12 protein-coding genes and 1 riboswitch are annotated in these 15673 nt (G+C 36.9%); of the genes, 4 read left to right on the top strand and 8 right to left on the bottom strand.

Annotated elements, in window-relative coordinates:
* Positions 1-598: 598 nt before the first annotated feature.
* Entirely contained in the window at positions 599-1384 is a 786-nt protein-coding gene (locus AC27G3_RS17315) for a hypothetical protein (protein WP_487123755.1), read from the top strand.
* A gap of 80 nt (positions 1385-1464) precedes the next feature.
* Here AC27G3_RS17315 and AC27G3_RS17310 read toward each other — a convergent pair whose 3' ends face one another.
* On the bottom strand, positions 1465-1899 hold the full coding sequence (locus AC27G3_RS17310) for a saccharopine dehydrogenase NADP-binding domain-containing protein (protein ID WP_487123753.1): 435 nt from the start codon (positions 1897-1899) through the stop codon (positions 1465-1467).
* 324 nt (positions 1900-2223) lie between these two features.
* The gene (locus tag AC27G3_RS17305; RefSeq protein WP_487123751.1) at positions 2224-4221 is read right to left on the bottom strand and encodes an alpha-amylase; all 1998 of its coding nucleotides are present in this window, start codon (positions 4219-4221) and stop codon (positions 2224-2226) included.
* 291 nt (positions 4222-4512) lie between these two features.
* Here AC27G3_RS17305 and AC27G3_RS17300 point away from each other — a divergent pair, with 291 nt between their 5' ends.
* Entirely contained in the window at positions 4513-5514 is a 1002-nt protein-coding gene (locus AC27G3_RS17300; RefSeq protein ID WP_487123749.1) for a YeiH family protein, read from the top strand.
* Positions 5515-5574: 60 nt separating this feature from the next.
* Here AC27G3_RS17300 and AC27G3_RS17295 read toward each other — a convergent pair whose 3' ends face one another.
* From AC27G3_RS17295 to AC27G3_RS17270, 6 genes are read right to left on the bottom strand one after another with little or no spacing between them, the layout of a single operon-like run.
* A complete protein-coding gene (locus AC27G3_RS17295) occupies positions 5575-7059 on the bottom strand; it encodes a cadherin repeat domain-containing protein (protein WP_487123746.1) in 1485 nt (494 codons plus the stop codon).
* Entirely contained in the window at positions 7060-9075 is a 2016-nt protein-coding gene (locus tag AC27G3_RS17290; RefSeq protein WP_487123744.1) for a TonB-dependent receptor plug domain-containing protein, read from the bottom strand. It abuts the gene before it with no gap.
* 38 nt (positions 9076-9113) lie between these two features.
* Complete coding sequence (locus tag AC27G3_RS17285; RefSeq protein WP_487123743.1) at positions 9114-9995, bottom strand: cobalamin-binding protein; 882 nt, start codon at positions 9993-9995, stop codon at positions 9114-9116.
* Positions 9995-10594, bottom strand: coding sequence for a cob(I)yrinic acid a,c-diamide adenosyltransferase (gene cobO / locus AC27G3_RS17280; protein ID WP_487123741.1), 600 nt, complete (start codon positions 10592-10594; stop codon positions 9995-9997). Before cobO ends, AC27G3_RS17285 begins: the two co-directional genes overlap by 1 nt.
* A 47-nt stretch (positions 10595-10641) precedes the next feature.
* Positions 10642-11628, bottom strand: a complete 987-nt coding sequence (locus AC27G3_RS17275) for a FecCD family ABC transporter permease (RefSeq protein ID WP_487123739.1) — start codon at positions 11626-11628, stop codon at positions 10642-10644.
* Positions 11628-12488 carry an ABC transporter ATP-binding protein gene (locus tag AC27G3_RS17270; RefSeq protein ID WP_487123737.1) on the bottom strand — a complete coding sequence of 287 codons (861 nt, stop codon included), beginning with the start codon at positions 12486-12488 and terminating at the stop codon, positions 11628-11630. The genes AC27G3_RS17275 and AC27G3_RS17270 overlap by 1 nt, the downstream gene beginning before the upstream one ends.
* 98 nt (positions 12489-12586) lie before the next feature.
* Positions 12587-12738, bottom strand: a riboswitch (cobalamin riboswitch).
* 161 nt (positions 12739-12899) lie between these two features.
* Between AC27G3_RS17270 and AC27G3_RS17265 the strand changes: the two genes are divergently transcribed.
* Positions 12900-13325, top strand: a complete 426-nt coding sequence (locus AC27G3_RS17265; protein ID WP_487123735.1) for a DUF3010 family protein — start codon at positions 12900-12902, stop codon at positions 13323-13325.
* 492 nt (positions 13326-13817) lie between these two features.
* Positions 13818-15614, top strand: a complete 1797-nt coding sequence (locus AC27G3_RS17260; RefSeq protein ID WP_487123733.1) for an acyl-CoA dehydrogenase C-terminal domain-containing protein — start codon at positions 13818-13820, stop codon at positions 15612-15614.
* Positions 15615-15673 lie beyond the last annotated feature (59 nt).

The following is a 15673-nucleotide window of genomic DNA, read 5'->3' as shown; positions in this document are numbered from 1 at the left end:
CCGTCTGATACTTGCTTTATTCGTTCGTTTTAGCTGTTAACTGATCGTTCTCTTAATTGATCGGTGTTGCCTTTAAGGGGGGGGCTATCTCCCCCGGAATTAACCTTAAGCCTATTGTATAGCCAACTCGGCGTTTTGTTAGTTACTTATGATTGATTCAAGTTGTGGTTAATTTTCCTTAAATTAACCACAATCAAACAGAATCATTCAACCTAGAAATGATGCTAGAACATGTTGATCCACTAATCAATAATGAGGGAGATATATAATAACTCAGGCTAACAAAATAATTGATAACCATTTGTTTTTGCGTTAATTATACTATTAGGCTGAACTTTTCGAGGAAGTGGCCCGATCCCGCCCCAAAATACTATTGTTTTGTGAAAAAATTATTTTAAAAAAGGGATTGTGGATAATATCAATATTTTTTGATAACTGAAGGGTAATCCTTATTTTAACGACCTAGTATATGTATTACTAAACTGAAAATCCTCATATCTACCGCAACAAACTTTTAATATATGTTTAATAGGTTTTATTTTAGGGTATATCATGCTAAAAAATAGTTTCTTTTCAAAAAGTCTAAAGGATGAGATTTATGAAGTGTACTTCTATACCGTTAAAAAAATTAGTTATATTATGTGGGTTGTTAATTTCGTCTAATGCAATTTCAAACGAAAACCTCCCCGAATCTCAAGCAGTATGTAATTCAAATAATAAGGTTGATAAAAAGAATTTTTCTCTCGAATACATAGAGAAAAATGCATTCATATTTTCAACAAAGTATTGTATCAATAAATTGGAAGCTCGAAATGTTGTTGATAAACGAGGTTTTCCAGATAGGAAAACGGTTAGGCATATAGTCAAAAGATACAAGAAAACTTATAACGAATTACAAACACATCGTGAGAAGGTTGAATTTGTGGATTTATTTTTGGTTAAGTTAACTAAAAAATATCATATTTCATTAAATGAGAATAATACTAGAAAAGACACTATACAAATAATTATCAACAGTTTAAATTCAAATAAATCTCAGATTTCTGGTCATGCAGTAACCCTATTTCAAAGTGACATAATAAGTGAAGAAAGACCTGGTGATTTTTCACAACACATAGAAACAAATAAACCCTACTCGCATTCAAAAACAATTTCAGACAAAGTTGATTTTGTCTTGGGGGGTACTTCAAAAAAGCCAATAAAGCTGGTAGGTGATTATTCCACACTATGGTATGGCGATCCTCAAGATGATGACATTATAGATGAGCAAGAAAGATGGGAAGAAGAGGATGATGAATACAGAGATTGGGCTGAAGATCAAGCGGATGGCTGGGGTGATGACTGGGACTTCTTTTGGGAAGACGATAAGATGAAGAATGGATAGTATTGTTTAATGAGGAAGGTGATGTTGAAGAAGCATATCATTTTTCACCAAAAGCAGGTTAGGCTTTAGCATCTTCTCAATTACATGTCTGTTATAAAAAATCCGACCCTAGATGATCCACTTACAATTAATACACCTTTATCTTTTGCTTCATTGTCTAACTCATCAATATCACAAACAAACCTTCTGTCATCAGCTAAATCAATGTAGTGAGCGCCACATTCAATGCATGCTGTTGGCACTCGATAGTCTTGCCCTTGAAAAGGACCACTGGTATGAATAACAAGATAGGGTGATAGGGTCGCTAATCGCTCTTTAAAATCATCAGCGAAAATATCAATAACTAATGGAGCTAAATTAGCGGCTGAAGTTTTTACTAGGTTGGCTACTAATGCTGATGATTTACTTAAATTTCGTCCAGCAATCAGTACGGTTATATTTTCAATACTGCTAAGGTTTTCAACAATCCTTTTCCCAAAATTTCCATATCCACCAAGGACTACAACTTTTTTCACTTAGCTTTCCCTTTAATTGCTAATTAATTTCATAATAATTAGCAGCTTAAATTACTCCTGCGCATATGATACCAATGGTTCTATGTTAAAAGCTATAAGTGTTGTTAAAAATGGTTAACAAGTGGTTATTTAAAAGCAATAAAGTTGGCACTGGTAATAAGCCTAGATAAGATTTATAAAAAGTTGAGCAAGTAATATGGTAGTTGGGTGCTACGTACATATAAAAACGAGTAAATTTTAATAGGTTGTTTAGTTTTAATTGGAAGAAAAGGCTAATATTAACTTTTTAGCCTTTTAATCAATCCACTGATAATATTGATTTAACTAAAAATCTCTCACATCAACACTGTTCGAGTTAAATTGGAACATGTTTATTTTTCCACATTCTGCAAAATGGTTATTTGACGTATAGGGCGCATCGTTTTGATTTATGTCTCCTTCCCAGCCTTGGCCATTTTTAACATAGGCTTTAACTTCGAACCTGTTATTAACTGCTTTGCTGCAATCCATATTTACATCTAGCATCCAGTAATGCTGCCCCCAAATATTTAATGGATCCTCACCATAACCGTCGTTAGCAACGGTGCGAATTGCTCCCCAACTTGAAGGCCAAACATTAGTTGTCCAATCAAGAGCAGTACCTTCTGCTTGGCTACTTTGATTGGCTTCACTGCCATACCAGTCTAGGTAATTTTCATTGAGCTTCCACGGTGTTGTCGTGTTATTTAGTAAATTATTATGGCGAATTGGCATTGCACACTCGACATTGGTGTTTTGACAATTTCTTGCTAAGTTATTGTTGGCAAAGGTATGATCTATACCTCCACGAATAAACATGTCTTGTCCACTTTGAGTGTCAGCTTTAATAAATATGATAGTACGTTGCCAATTGTTATTGTTTGGCTCTTCAGAAATTTTTGAACCTTGATGAATAGCAAAAGCATCCCAAGGACCAACATCAGCATTAATACTGCCGTTGTTATTTACACTGATTGTTTCGCCACTACATGATGTTTTATCGGCTGAAAGCTCTCCTTTTAATACATTACAATAAGTACCTGCATCCATATCTGTTGCTAACGTTGTATTTAAGTGGGTATTTTCTTTGTTAATCGCTACAAAGCCTGAACTACCACGGCCAAAGGCTATTTGATTATGACCATTATCCCACCAGTTTGTTGTATTCCAGTTATCTGCGGTGTTGTTTCTAAAATCTACACCGCCAGCAATATAGGACCACCTGTGTTCACATTGCCAATTATTACCATAACATTCTAAATTACCATTGTTATGCACAGAAACATTTGGTGCGCCAGCGTCAGTATCGCCATGATAGTCATAACTCGACATTACTTTTGGATAGCCGTACGGGTATGCCAACATAAACACATTGGCTAAGTCGTATAATCGACCATCTTCATAGGTAATTACATTACCACCACCGCCATGACCACGTTGATTATCGTGATTATCAACAAATACAACAGCAGAGCTACTAGGTAAAAAACCCCAAGCTTCGCCAAAAGTACTTAACCAAGCAAGGCTGCCATTTTTGAAAGTATTGCCTAGTTGTGTGGTGTATTTAAATTCGGTAACTAAGCCTGTGCTTTGATATTCACTAGAAGATATTGCTTCACCACCTTGGTCAATGACTTCTTGAAAAATTAGCGGTGTGCCATGAGTTTTTGCCAATACACCCTGAATATCTCCAAGGGACATATGCTTCGAAGCATCTAATCGAAAACCTGCAACGCCAATATTTTGTAAGTTATTAAGATAATCAGCTAGCGTTTCTTGTACATAGCTAGCACTGGTGTTGAGATCGGCTAGACCGACTAATTCACAATTTTGCACTTGCCAGCGATTATTATAATCGTCTATAGCACATGTGTTGTGGAAATCTTGCGGACTATAGTTTGGATAATTTTTATTACCAAAAGTGCTACCTGCTGTTCCTGTACCACTTCCTGCTGCCATATGGTTTAAAACGGCATCAACATATATGTCGACACCAACCGCCTTGCATCGATTAACCATGTCAGTAAATTGAGCCCGATTACCTCCACGGCTTTCTAATTGATAGCTAACAGGTTGATACCGTGTCCACCATTGACTCCCTTGAATGTGTTCGTTGGGAGGTGATACTTGTACTGCGGCATAGCCTTTAGGACCTAAAAAGTCTTCACATTCTTGCGCAACATCTTGCCAACTCCATTCAAATAAATGAACGAAAGTCGTAGGTTGGGCTACTGATTGAGCTTGGCAAGTTATACCAAGCATTAAGCTAGTTGCTAATACAGATTTTAATACGTTAGTTTTCATTGTTATTTTTATTCCTAATGTAAGGTTAGTGTTAATTTCATGTTTATTTTTTGCTGTTTTAATAGCCATTTTAGAGTGCTTGAAAATTGTACAAAGTGATATAAAAATGAAGATGAATACGTATTCAGCATGTGCTCGATAAATGTTCGATGCTATTGTGTTAAAAGGGAGAGTTTTGATATCAAATCTAGCAACGAAAAAGATAAGTGATAAAGCCATGGTTAAGCTCTAGCTTGTATACACTAATGAGCGTTACAATATTGCCAGCATCATTATCGGTTATCAGAATTTATGTTTAGTCATATTAAGTCCAAACTTAGCGGCATAGTTATTTGCATTGTTTTAGCCATCACCGCCATGAGCCTTGCGAGTCACTATGACGCGCCTGTGATGCTTTTTGCATTATTACTAGGTTTAGCGATGCATTTTTTATATGAAGCGCCTCAACATCAAGAAGGCATTGAGTTTTGTTCTAAAAATTTATTACGTGTTGCTGTCGGTTTGCTAGGTGTTCGTATTGCGGTATCCGATATTATCTCTTTAGGCTTTATTGCCCCACTGATTATTTTATTTAGCATGGCGCTGACGATATTTTTCGGTGTATTTATGGCGAGAGTTTTAGGTTTATCTAAATCTTTTGGTGTATTAACCGGGGGATCGGTTGCTGTTTGTGGTGTTTCAGCAGCGGCGGCTATTAGTACTGTTCTACCTAAAAATAAAGATCATGAACAACTCTTTGCGTTAACGGTTATTGGCATAACAACTTTAAGTACCTTAGCTATGATCACTTATCCGATGATAGCGACCTTATTTGCATTACCTGATGATCTGGCTGGTGTTTTTATTGGCGGTTCAATTCACGACGTGGCGCAAGTGGTGGGGGCGGGCTACTCTATTTCTCCAGAAGCTGGCGATATTGCCACTTATATAAAGTTACTTCGAGTTGCACTATTACTGCCGATAGTAATGATTATATTTTTCAGTTTTAAAAATCGCGAGAGTTGTCAGGAAAGTAAGCCAGTATTGACCAAGTTAACTAGCTTTGTGCCAGGTTTTTTAATTGGCTTTTTTATTTTAGCGCTACTCAATAACTTAGCATTAATTCCTAGTACGGTTGTTCAATTAATACAGGTATTATCAAATGAGTTGTTGGTCGTTGCTATTGCGGCAATTGGCTTAAAAACATCATTAAAACAAGTGGTGTCGGTAGGGTGGAAACCGGTATTTTTATTAAGTATTGAAACTGTCTTTTTTGCTACTTTAATTTTATCTGGTATTGAACTGTTAATGTAAATTTTGAAAAGCCACTTAGGCATTAGTTTAGGCGCTAGTACCTAAGTGGCAGTGTTATCGTTATTCTTCAATAAAACGAATAGCAAAAGGATTTAATATTGTCGATAAACGCTCATTCACTTTTTCATTGTTTTGCGTATCAATAATGTCTATACCAGGGTTTGCAGGGTCAACAACACTTACCCATAAAAAGTTTGCTGCATCTAAACCGATAAAACTGATGTTTTCCGTGCCTGTTTCGGCCACATTACTGTCAGTTACTTCGCCAGTTGACGGGTTAAATTGATAAATTGTTGATACTTCGTGATAGCTCGGTACAAACAATGTTTCGCTTGCATAAAAGTATCCCAACTCTTCTGAAACCACTACAGTCGATTTAATAAAACTTGCGGTATTGTCGGTAATATCGCTAGCGGTTAATACCGATTGCACAGAGTAGTCGCCGACATTAATGGCTTCAATTCGTGAATACGATAAATCAATACTGCTGTATGCGTTACGTGTAGTAGCGTAAACTATATCGTTTGCGCTCACTAAGCTGTGCTCTAGTGGGTTAACACCTTCAAGTGGAATCCCCATAACGCTATCGGCAGCGTTGGCATTAGTTTCTATTTCTGTATCTGTAGCAACATCAAAAACAGCGATGTAAGTTGTATTTGGTTCCCAACTGTCAGACAAGCGTTGCATAGCAATAAATAGTTTGCCATCGTTTATCACGCCAGATACAGGGTTAGGAGTGCCACTTGTATTGTCAGCAGCAACATAAGCGGTTAAATCTAGTTCACCTATTTTAAAATCTTCAGCGATGGTAGCTGACGGGTTAACTATCCAAACTTTGTCTGAGCCATAACGTAATAAGTAAGCTTTATTGTCATCTACAGAAATTAAATCATAAGGGTTACGACTGAAAGAGTCTTGGTTATCTTGCGTTGAATAAGACCATATTTGAGTATCTGGTGTGCTAGCTTCATATTTATCTATGGTGTCAATACCGAAACGTCCAATATGATAAAGACTATTGTTGTAGCTGCTAATGGTGTAATCCGAAGCATTTTTAATATAAAAACCCGCAGTAACTTGTGCTGATTTAGGTGAAATATAGGCAACTTCTGAACTTGAGTAGTCTGGAGCGATAGTTTGTACGACGGCATTAGATGGTGTGTCTAAAACATCTCCCACGGTAACTGCAATATCAATAAAGTCGGATAATTGTCCTTTGCCATCATCTGTTGCGGTAATCGTTACATTAAAAGGACCAACATCGCCATTGTCATAATCAGGAGCAACGATAAATTCAAGGTTTCCTGACTGGTCAAGACTAAAAAGCGCTGACGAATCGCCAGATAAACTCAGTGTTATAGTATCGCCATCAGGATCTGTTGCCTGATAGTTGCCCACTTCAACAGTGTTTTCTGCGATAGTCGGGTTAATGTCGCCAGTAATTGACGGAGCGCTGTTTTTGTCATCAGAATTACAGCCTGTTATAACAGAAGCACTGGTTATGATGGCTAACGATAAAAGAGATTTATTCAAGAGGTTTAGCATTTATATGTCCTTAATAGATAGTTTAATTTGAAAGCTACGTCCTTGAGCAGGACGATTAGCAAGGTCTTGGTAATGGTCATCAAAAATATTATTGATGCTCATACTGAGACTTTGTTTATCGTTACTCCAGCTTAAGGATAAGTCGGTGACAATTCGATCAGCAGGATTTCCACTGCCAACATGGTTGTTATTATTTTGAAATTGATTAGTTCGATTGAAATACAAATCTTTATCTATATTTGATCGTAAAGATGTTTGCCATTGTTTATTCAACTGATAGTTGATGGAGGCACTGTATTGTTGGTGATAAATTCCGGGCAATTTCTTATTGTTAAATGCTACGTATTCAGAAGTCGTATTACTGTCGATTACCTGTGCTTGAGCAAGTAAAAAAAGCGAAGCGGTCAATTTGATGCTGCCTTGTAATTCAATACCTTTAACTTCTGCGCTGCTCACATTGTTATAACTACCAACACCACTGGCGTTGAAAATAGCTACAATAGAGTTGGTTAAACTTTGTTGGTAAATCGAAGAGCTTAACGCTAGGTTGTTATGAGTGTATTCCACACTAAAAGTTGCTGTTTGCGCTTCTTCGGGTAGCAGGTTGTCATTACCTTTAAATGAGCCTCTATCGCCAAATAACTCAAACAAGGTAGGAGTTCTAATACCATTGCTCCAATTAATTAAAAAAGCGGTATGAGCGACTTGATAATTTAACCCCACTTCTTGAGTGTTATAATGATTGTTTGTAGTTTCTGGCGTAGCATTAGTTAAGTTGACGGCTACACTAGAATTTTTTTCATTAAGTTGATTAACCAAAAAGTACCCAGAAAAAGGCAATGATTTATCGTGCCACACTAATCGTGAACCGATGTTAAATTGTTGTTGTTCCGCATAAATATCGCAAGCACTAATGCCATTACATTGGCTTGGTACACCATTTCGCTGGCTTGCTGAACTGAACTCTTGTTCATTAACGGTAATATAAGGGGTAAAATTTAATGCCTGCCATTCAATAGTGCCATTGAGGCCTGCATAATTCTTTATAGTATTGTATTCACTTGTATTATTTCGCTTACCGTCGGGGCTGTCGAGGTAGAACTCATCTTTTTTATCGTGATAAAACTCAAATTCTACAATACTTAACCAAGATAAATCGCTCGACCATTGATGCTGATAACCAAAACGTAAATTTTCATTTTCAATAGATGAGTTATTTTCTGGCGAGTTATTTTGATAATTAGCCAAGGCTTTGTCTTGGTTATTGTACTGAATATTAAATCGTAATTGATGTTGGCCTAACACCGCGGTGTCATTTACAAAAATACTCTTTTTCTCAAACTCATTATTACGAAGAGGCTCAGTAATTGATTCAGAACTATTTTGATAACTTTGCGGTACCAGAAAATCGTAATTATTATCACTCGCCAAATAACTACCGCCGATAGCAAAGCTATGATCTTTAAAAGCTTTGTTAACAAGTAGACTTGCTTCTTTATAACCAAAAGCTCCTAAAGAAACACTTGCTTTAGCTTTATTTTCAGTTGGGTTGTAGGTATTAATTCGGATCACGCCGCCAATAGGTGTTGCGCCAGTGCCAATCGCTTGGCTTTTACTAATTTCAATACTTTCAATTTGCTCTGTGGGTATTTGGTTTAAATCGAAGCTACCAAATTGACCGTCGTTAACTAGCTCACCGTCAATATAAAACTGAACCTGTTTACTACTTGAGCCTCTAATGGAGATCGCAACAGGATTACCAATACCGCTAATTTGCCTAATTTGAATGCCATTAACCGTGCTTAATACGTCTGAAAGCGTTTGTGAGGCATCGATAAAATCTTCACGATGTAGTACTTGATAATTAGCTGATAAAAATTCGTGATGATTAACGACTTCTATCACTTCATCCGCTTGACTAATAACGTCGTTATTAGCTTGATTTTGAGCATCAGTTTGACTGTAAGCATAACTTACTGGCAGCAATGCAAGTAAAGACAGGCGAGCTAATAACATATCATTCTCAAATTAGGTAAATAATTCACAGCAACTTATTACGTATTAGGTTGACTAAGCGATAAACGTGCTTGGTCAATAGACTGACAAAGATTGTCTAACCCATGAAGGCTTCTTGGCGTCATTCGATGCAATGCATCAGCATTTGGGTAAATAATTCGTTGGTTTTTAACCGCAGGTATTACGCTCCAGTCCTGCCAATTAAAGCCTTCTTTTGCTTTTTGATGTGCTGATATAGGTTGAATAATGAGCTCAATAGGAAATTGCAACACTTGCTCAATATTCACTTGAGGGTAGGGCGTTGCTACTTGTTCAAAAGGGTTATGAGCTCGACAAATAGTGAGATGTTGTTGTGGCCAACTATTATTTGCAATTGTGGTTAAAGGCCTTGACCAAAGTTCATAAAAAACAGTAATAGGCTTTTTGTTTTCATTGTCTTTTTTAATTTTCGCTAAACGTGTTAAAAAGTCATTTGCTAATGTTTGTGCTTGCTGAGCGTTGCCGCTTAATTTACCAAATAAACGAATTTCATCAGCAATATCTTCAAATGTCTTTGGCTCAGAATAAGTGATATTAAAACCAAGTTGTTTTAAACGGGCAAGGTCATCACTTGGATTACCGCTTTGCCAAGCTAAGATAATGTCAGGTTGAAGGGCAATAACTTTTTCAATTTGCAATTTTGCATAATTACCTATTCTAGGAATAGCTTTAGCTTGTTCAGGGTAATCGGCAAAGTCTGTTGTACCAATAATTTGATCACCAGCACCAATGTCGTATAGCATTTCAACAATATGTGGTGCTAGAGCAATAATGGTTGGCTTTTTAGCTTTAACAGTTACTTCTGGTTTAAGCGTTTCACTTTGCGCGAGGCAACTTAATAAGAGAGCTGAAAATAATAGTGCATGTAAGGAATTTTTCATTACCAATCGATCCCTTTTTGCGCTTTCACACCCGACTCAAAAGCATGTTTAACCGACTTAACTTCACTCACCGTATCGGCAAGCTCTATTAATGAACGGTGACAAGCGCGACCGGTTATAATGACATGCTGCATTGTTGGACGGTTTTTAAGTGCGGTAATAACTTCTTCTAAATCTATGTACTTATAAGTGATCATGTAGGTCAGTTCATCGAGCAACAATACATCAATGTTTTTATCAGTTAGTAAGCGCTTAGTTTCTTTCCATACAAGTTGTGCGGCGGCAATGTCTTTTTCTTTATCTTGAGTATTCCAAGTAAATCCCGTATTCATTACATGAAATTCAACGCCAGCGTTTGTCAATAATTGACGTTCGCCGCAAGCCCAAGTCCCTTTTATGTATTGAACAACGGCTGTATTTAACCCATGTCCAACAGCACGAGCGATAGTGCCAAAACCTGAAGTAGATTTTCCTTTACCGTTACCTGTAATCACAATAAGTAAACCGCGTTCTTCTTGAGCAGACTCAATTTTTGCATCCACTCTTTCTTTAGTTTTTTGCATGCGCTCTTTATGATTTTTTTGTTTTTTATCTGTCATTTGTTTTCCAAATTATTGATATAAATATATGTTTTAATGAATGATGTTTATTTTTTAGATTTTGCTCGCAACATAATTACGACAAAAAACAGGCTGCCAATGGCTGAGGTAATAATGCCTAGCGGTACTTCAGCGCTGTCTACGGCCGAGCGAGCTGCGACGTCAACCCATACTAAAAAGCTGCCACCAACCAGTGCTGAACCAAAAATAAGCGGTAATGTGGTTACGCCAATAAACTGCCTTACAATATGAGGGATCATTAAACCGACAAAGCCAATCCCCCCACAATACGCAACCACTGTGGCAGTAATTGCTGCGCAAATCGCTAACATTAATATTCTGAGTTTATTAACATTAACGCCCAAGCTTTGTGCACTTTCATCACCCAATAATAGGGCATCAATTTGCCGATGAAGCGCTAAAATAGCCAATAGGCTCAGCAGTAAAATAGAACCAATTACATAAAAGTTACTCATTTCTACACGAGATAAACTGCCCATTAACCAAAACAATACGCGATTAGTTGCAAAGGGCTCTCCCATATAAAGTAAAAACTGGCTTACTGAAGTCAACATAAATGAAACAGCTACCCCAGCAAGTAATAATTGCTCTGGGCTTTTTAATACGCTTGAAATAGCGACTACTATAAAGACAGAAAAAAGTGCGCCTAAAAATGCAGCCAAAGGTAGGGCGACAGTTAATTGGTTTGCTAAGGTAAGGGTGGCAATGGTTGCTCCTAATGCCGCACCAGATACTATGCCAAATATATAAGGATCTGCTAGCGGGTTTCTGGTGGTATTTTGTAAAATAGCCCCTGCAATCGCTAAGCCCATCCCAGCAACAATACCTACTAATATTCTGGGTATGCGCACTTGCCAAATAATCATTTCATTTACAGGGGTTGCACAATTTGTCACTAAGCAGTTAACAATTTCTTGCGTTGAAATGCTCGCAGGGCCAAATGTTAATGCTAGTGCACCACTTGCGATGGTTAATGCAATGAGTAATGGAAAAATGATGGAATATTTTTTCATTATACAGTACCTGTCTTTACTGCTTTATTATCATATTCCATTGTCGTATCTGTCGTATCTATCGGATTTACCTTATGAGGTATAAATGATATTCGAGGGCTGTTAGTCACCGGGTTTTGATCACGTTGACATTCAAGTTTAAATACATCGCGAAGCCGTTGAGGTTGTAATACCTTGTCGGGTGTATCATCACAAACAAGTTGCCCTTGGTTTATTAACAATAATCTTTGGCAGTAATAAGCGGCAAGGTTAATGTCGTGTATTGTCATAACAACAGTAATGTTTAATGATTGAATGAGTTGCAATATCTGATGTTGATAAAAAATATCTAAGTGATTGGTCGGCTCGTCAAGAAGTAAAATATCGGCTTTTTGCACTAAAGCTCTGGCTATAAGCACCCGTTGTTGTTCGCCACCTGAGAGTACATTAAAAGAATGATTTTTGAGTGCTGTTAAACCTACTTTTTCTATAGCCAGTTCAATTTGGTGGCGATCAAAGTCACTATCAGTACTAAACAACCCTTTATGCGGCAATAAACCCATCCGAACAACGTCAAATACTGAAAGAGCAAAAATGGGAGATGTTTTTTGAGCAACTAAAGCAAACGATTTAGCGAGTTGTTTCGTTGTATAATGGCGAAGTTGTTTTTGTTTAAACCGTATATCACCGGTATAACCTTCCTGATGATTTAATAGGCAACGTAACAAACTGGTTTTTCCAGCACCGTTTGGGCCAATAATACCGATGATTTCTCCTTTGTTAATCGCAAAGGAGATTTTGTTTAATATCTTTTTATCGCCTACTTGCCATGTTAAATCATCCACACTAATAAGAGGTGATTGAGCGATTACTGAAGACATTTATAAACCTCATAATGAGGCAGGATATATAACAGGAGGGTGATCGCAGTTTTAGCGCATAGATAAATTGCGATTACTCACGTGTGATCCCGCACGGTATTAAGTAACAAATTAAGACAAGTATCTGACTCATAAACCTATTGAAAGTTTATTTACAGTTGCGGGTACAGTTGCGGGCTTTCACCGCATTATCTTGTTTTTTTATCTCGTCTATGTGAGCGGATAAAAAATCTTAACTATTTAAACAAGTCAAGTGTACGGTGACTGAATGACTTTTACAAGTTTTTAGCTGTATAGATGGCTAAATAAAATTTTAACAGAATATAAAATCCGTGATATCTCAGTTTTAACGACTGACGTCATAGAAAATATAAACTATAATGATGCCTTAAAAAATTTTGAGGTTTATTCATGAAAGTATGTGGTGTTGAATTAAAAGGTAATGATGCGATTATTTGTATTATGAACAAAGCAAATAATTTATATGATATTCCTCAAACACGTGTGCAAAAAATATCTTTGGTTAATGCAGGCGATGCAGAAGAAGTGAGACATTTTCAATTTACTTTTTCAAAGTTATTAGAAGATTATCAAGTTGAAACTGTTGTGATTAAAGGTCGTGCTTTAAAAGGTAAGTTTTCTGGTGGTCCAGTGGGCTTTAAATTAGAAGCAGCAATTCAGTTAATTCCTAATATAAAAGTTGAAATACTTGCTGGTAGCTTTATTAAAAAAGAATTAACACGTAGTCAAATTGACATTGATTTTAGAGATACAGGATTAAAGCAATACCAAGAACAAGCATTTGAAACGGTGTTTGCTTACCTTGAAAGCCAGTAACTTCGGCTTACTTTTTCTTTAAAGCCCAGTAAAGTTCAATTAATTTTTAGCCAGTAATGTTTTTATTGGCTAAAATATCTCTCCGTTTACTCCATAGTATTTCCTCTTTTTTCATCACTTTAATCTAATTAACCTGAGCTCGGCTTAACAAATATTTCTCTAGCAGCTACTTTTCCTTACTTCTTCGTTAAATTTCTTGCAATAGGCCAGCTATTGACGCGAAATTTGCCTTGAATTAAGAAAAACTATCAAGCTAGAGTGGAGTAAAATAATTATTTACTTATTTTTCAAACTGTTAACCATATCTTAAACCGAGTTCAGGTTAATTAAACACTAAGATTTACTCTATATTTGCGACTAATTTGTCGCTTTTTTTGGTTCGGGAACTAAAATTTATACTGTAAAAATTTGAATTAATGTGCTTAAATCAAATGATACTAACAAGTCAGACCACTTACCAGTTGGTTGCAGATATTTTAAAGAGAGAAGTTTATGCCTGAATATAAAGCGCCTTTACGAGATATGAAATTTGTAATGCAAGAGTTACTCGATTGCGAGTCGCATTATGAAAAACTAGGCTATGAAGATGCTAGCCTTGATATGGTTGACGCTATTCTTACAGAAGCGAGTAAATTTACTGAGCAAGTTATAGCGCCGTTGAATCAAATTGGTGATCAACAAGGTTGTACTTGGACCGATGGTGTTGTTACTACCCCTGATGGTTTTAAGGATGCGTATAATCAATACGTTGAAGGCGGTTGGCCAACACTTTCTCAAGGTGAAAGCTTTGGTGGTCAAGGACTGCCTCATTCACTTAATACGGCTATTGGTGAGTTTATGTCTGCTGCAAATCATAGTTTTGCTATGTACCCAGGCTTAAGTCATGGCGCGTTAGCAACACTTGAAGAACATGGCAGCGACGAACAAAAAAACATGTTTATGCCAAAACTTGTTGAAGGTACTTGGACAGGTACTATGTGTTTAACAGAGCCTCATTGTGGTACTGATTTAGGCATGTTACGCACAAAAGCTGAACCTAATGATGATGGTAGCTATGCAATTAGCGGTACTAAAATATTTATTTCAGCCGGTGAACACGACTTATCAGATAATATTATCCATATTGTGATTGCTAGAACTCCTGGCGCGCCAGAGGGTAGTAAAGGTATCTCTTTATTTGCAGTACCTAAATTTAATGTAACAGATGAAGGAAACATTGCAGACAGAAATGCCGTAAGTTGTGGCTCCATTGAGCATAAAATGGGTATTAACGCGAATGCAACTTGTGTGATTAATTTTGATGGTGCTAAAGGCTTTTTAATTGGCACTGAAAATAAAGGTTTACATTGTATGTTTACCTTTATGAATGCAGCGCGTTTAGGTGTAGCTAATGAAGGTGTTGCCGCGGCAGAAGCGTCTTTTCAAGGAGCTATAGCTTACGCACAAGATCGTTTACAAATGCGTTCTTTATCAGGTGTTAAAAACCCTAAAGGACCAGCGGATCCGATTATAGTTCATCCTGATGTTCGCCGTATGTTATTAACGCAAAAATCGATTGCTGAAGGTGGTCGTGCATTAATTGGTTATTTAGCACAATTAGTTGATATTGGGCATGTGGAAAAAGATGCCGCTAAAAAAGCTGAGTCAGAAGCTAAGTTAGCTTTGTTAACACCTATTGCAAAAGCATTTTTAACTGAAATTGGTTTAGAGTGTACGAGTCATGGTGTGCAAATCTTCGGTGGTCATGGTTTCATTAAAGAGTGGGGCATGGAACAGTTAATGCGTGATACCAAAATTAGCTGCTTATACGAAGGAACGACAGGTATTCAAGCTCTTGATTTATTAGCACGTAAAATTTTAGGTACTCAAGGTGAAATATTAAAACCATTCGCTGGTGAAGTTGCAGCATTCTGTCAAGCAAATATGGCAGATGAAGCAATGGCTGAATTTATTAAACCAATCATGACGTTTGCAGGTGAATGGCAAAAAATGACTCAGAATATTGGTATGAAAGCTATGCAGAACCCTGATGAGATTGGTGCCGCTTCAGTTGATTACTTAATGTATTCTGGTTATGTGACATTAGCATATTTCTGGGCGAAAATGGCCAAAGTTGCACAAGATAAGTTAGCTGCTAGTGATGAAGAAAAAGACTTTTATCAAGCTAAAATTCAAACAGCGCGTTTTTACTTTCAACGAATTTTACCTAGAGCTCATGGACACTCGAGCTGCTTAGCAAATGGTGCTGATTCAATGATGGATTTAGATGCAGAACACTTTATCTTTTAAGTAACAAACGGTTAAATAAAGATAGATTGATAAAAAGGGAAGCTCTGCTTCCCTTTTTA

Source organism: Colwellia sp. SU-HH01217, from assembly GCF_057543495.1.
This window is presented reverse-complemented; position numbering and strand designations above follow the sequence as displayed.

Coding starts and splice junctions, on each gene's coding strand:
- AC27G3_RS17285 (WP_487123743.1), bottom strand. CDS start 9,995: ATGAAAAATTCCTTACATGCACTATTATTTTCAGCTCTCTTATTAAGT.
- AC27G3_RS17290 (WP_487123744.1), bottom strand. CDS start 9,075: ATGTTATTAGCTCGCCTGTCTTTACTTGCATTGCTGCCAGTAAGTTAT.
- AC27G3_RS17265 (WP_487123735.1), top strand. CDS start 12,900: ATGAAAGTATGTGGTGTTGAATTAAAAGGTAATGATGCGATTATTTGT.
- AC27G3_RS17305 (WP_487123751.1), bottom strand. CDS start 4,221: ATGAAAACTAACGTATTAAAATCTGTATTAGCAACTAGCTTAATGCTT.
- cobO (WP_487123741.1), bottom strand. CDS start 10,594: ATGACAGATAAAAAACAAAAAAATCATAAAGAGCGCATGCAAAAAACT.
- AC27G3_RS17275 (WP_487123739.1), bottom strand. CDS start 11,628: ATGAAAAAATATTCCATCATTTTTCCATTACTCATTGCATTAACCATC.
- AC27G3_RS17300 (WP_487123749.1), top strand. CDS start 4,513: ATGTTTAGTCATATTAAGTCCAAACTTAGCGGCATAGTTATTTGCATT.
- AC27G3_RS17295 (WP_487123746.1), bottom strand. CDS start 7,059: ATGCTAAACCTCTTGAATAAATCTCTTTTATCGTTAGCCATCATAACC.
- AC27G3_RS17315 (WP_487123755.1), top strand. CDS start 599: ATGAAGTGTACTTCTATACCGTTAAAAAAATTAGTTATATTATGTGGG.
- AC27G3_RS17260 (WP_487123733.1), top strand. CDS start 13,818: ATGCCTGAATATAAAGCGCCTTTACGAGATATGAAATTTGTAATGCAA.
- AC27G3_RS17270 (WP_487123737.1), bottom strand. CDS start 12,488: ATGTCTTCAGTAATCGCTCAATCACCTCTTATTAGTGTGGATGATTTA.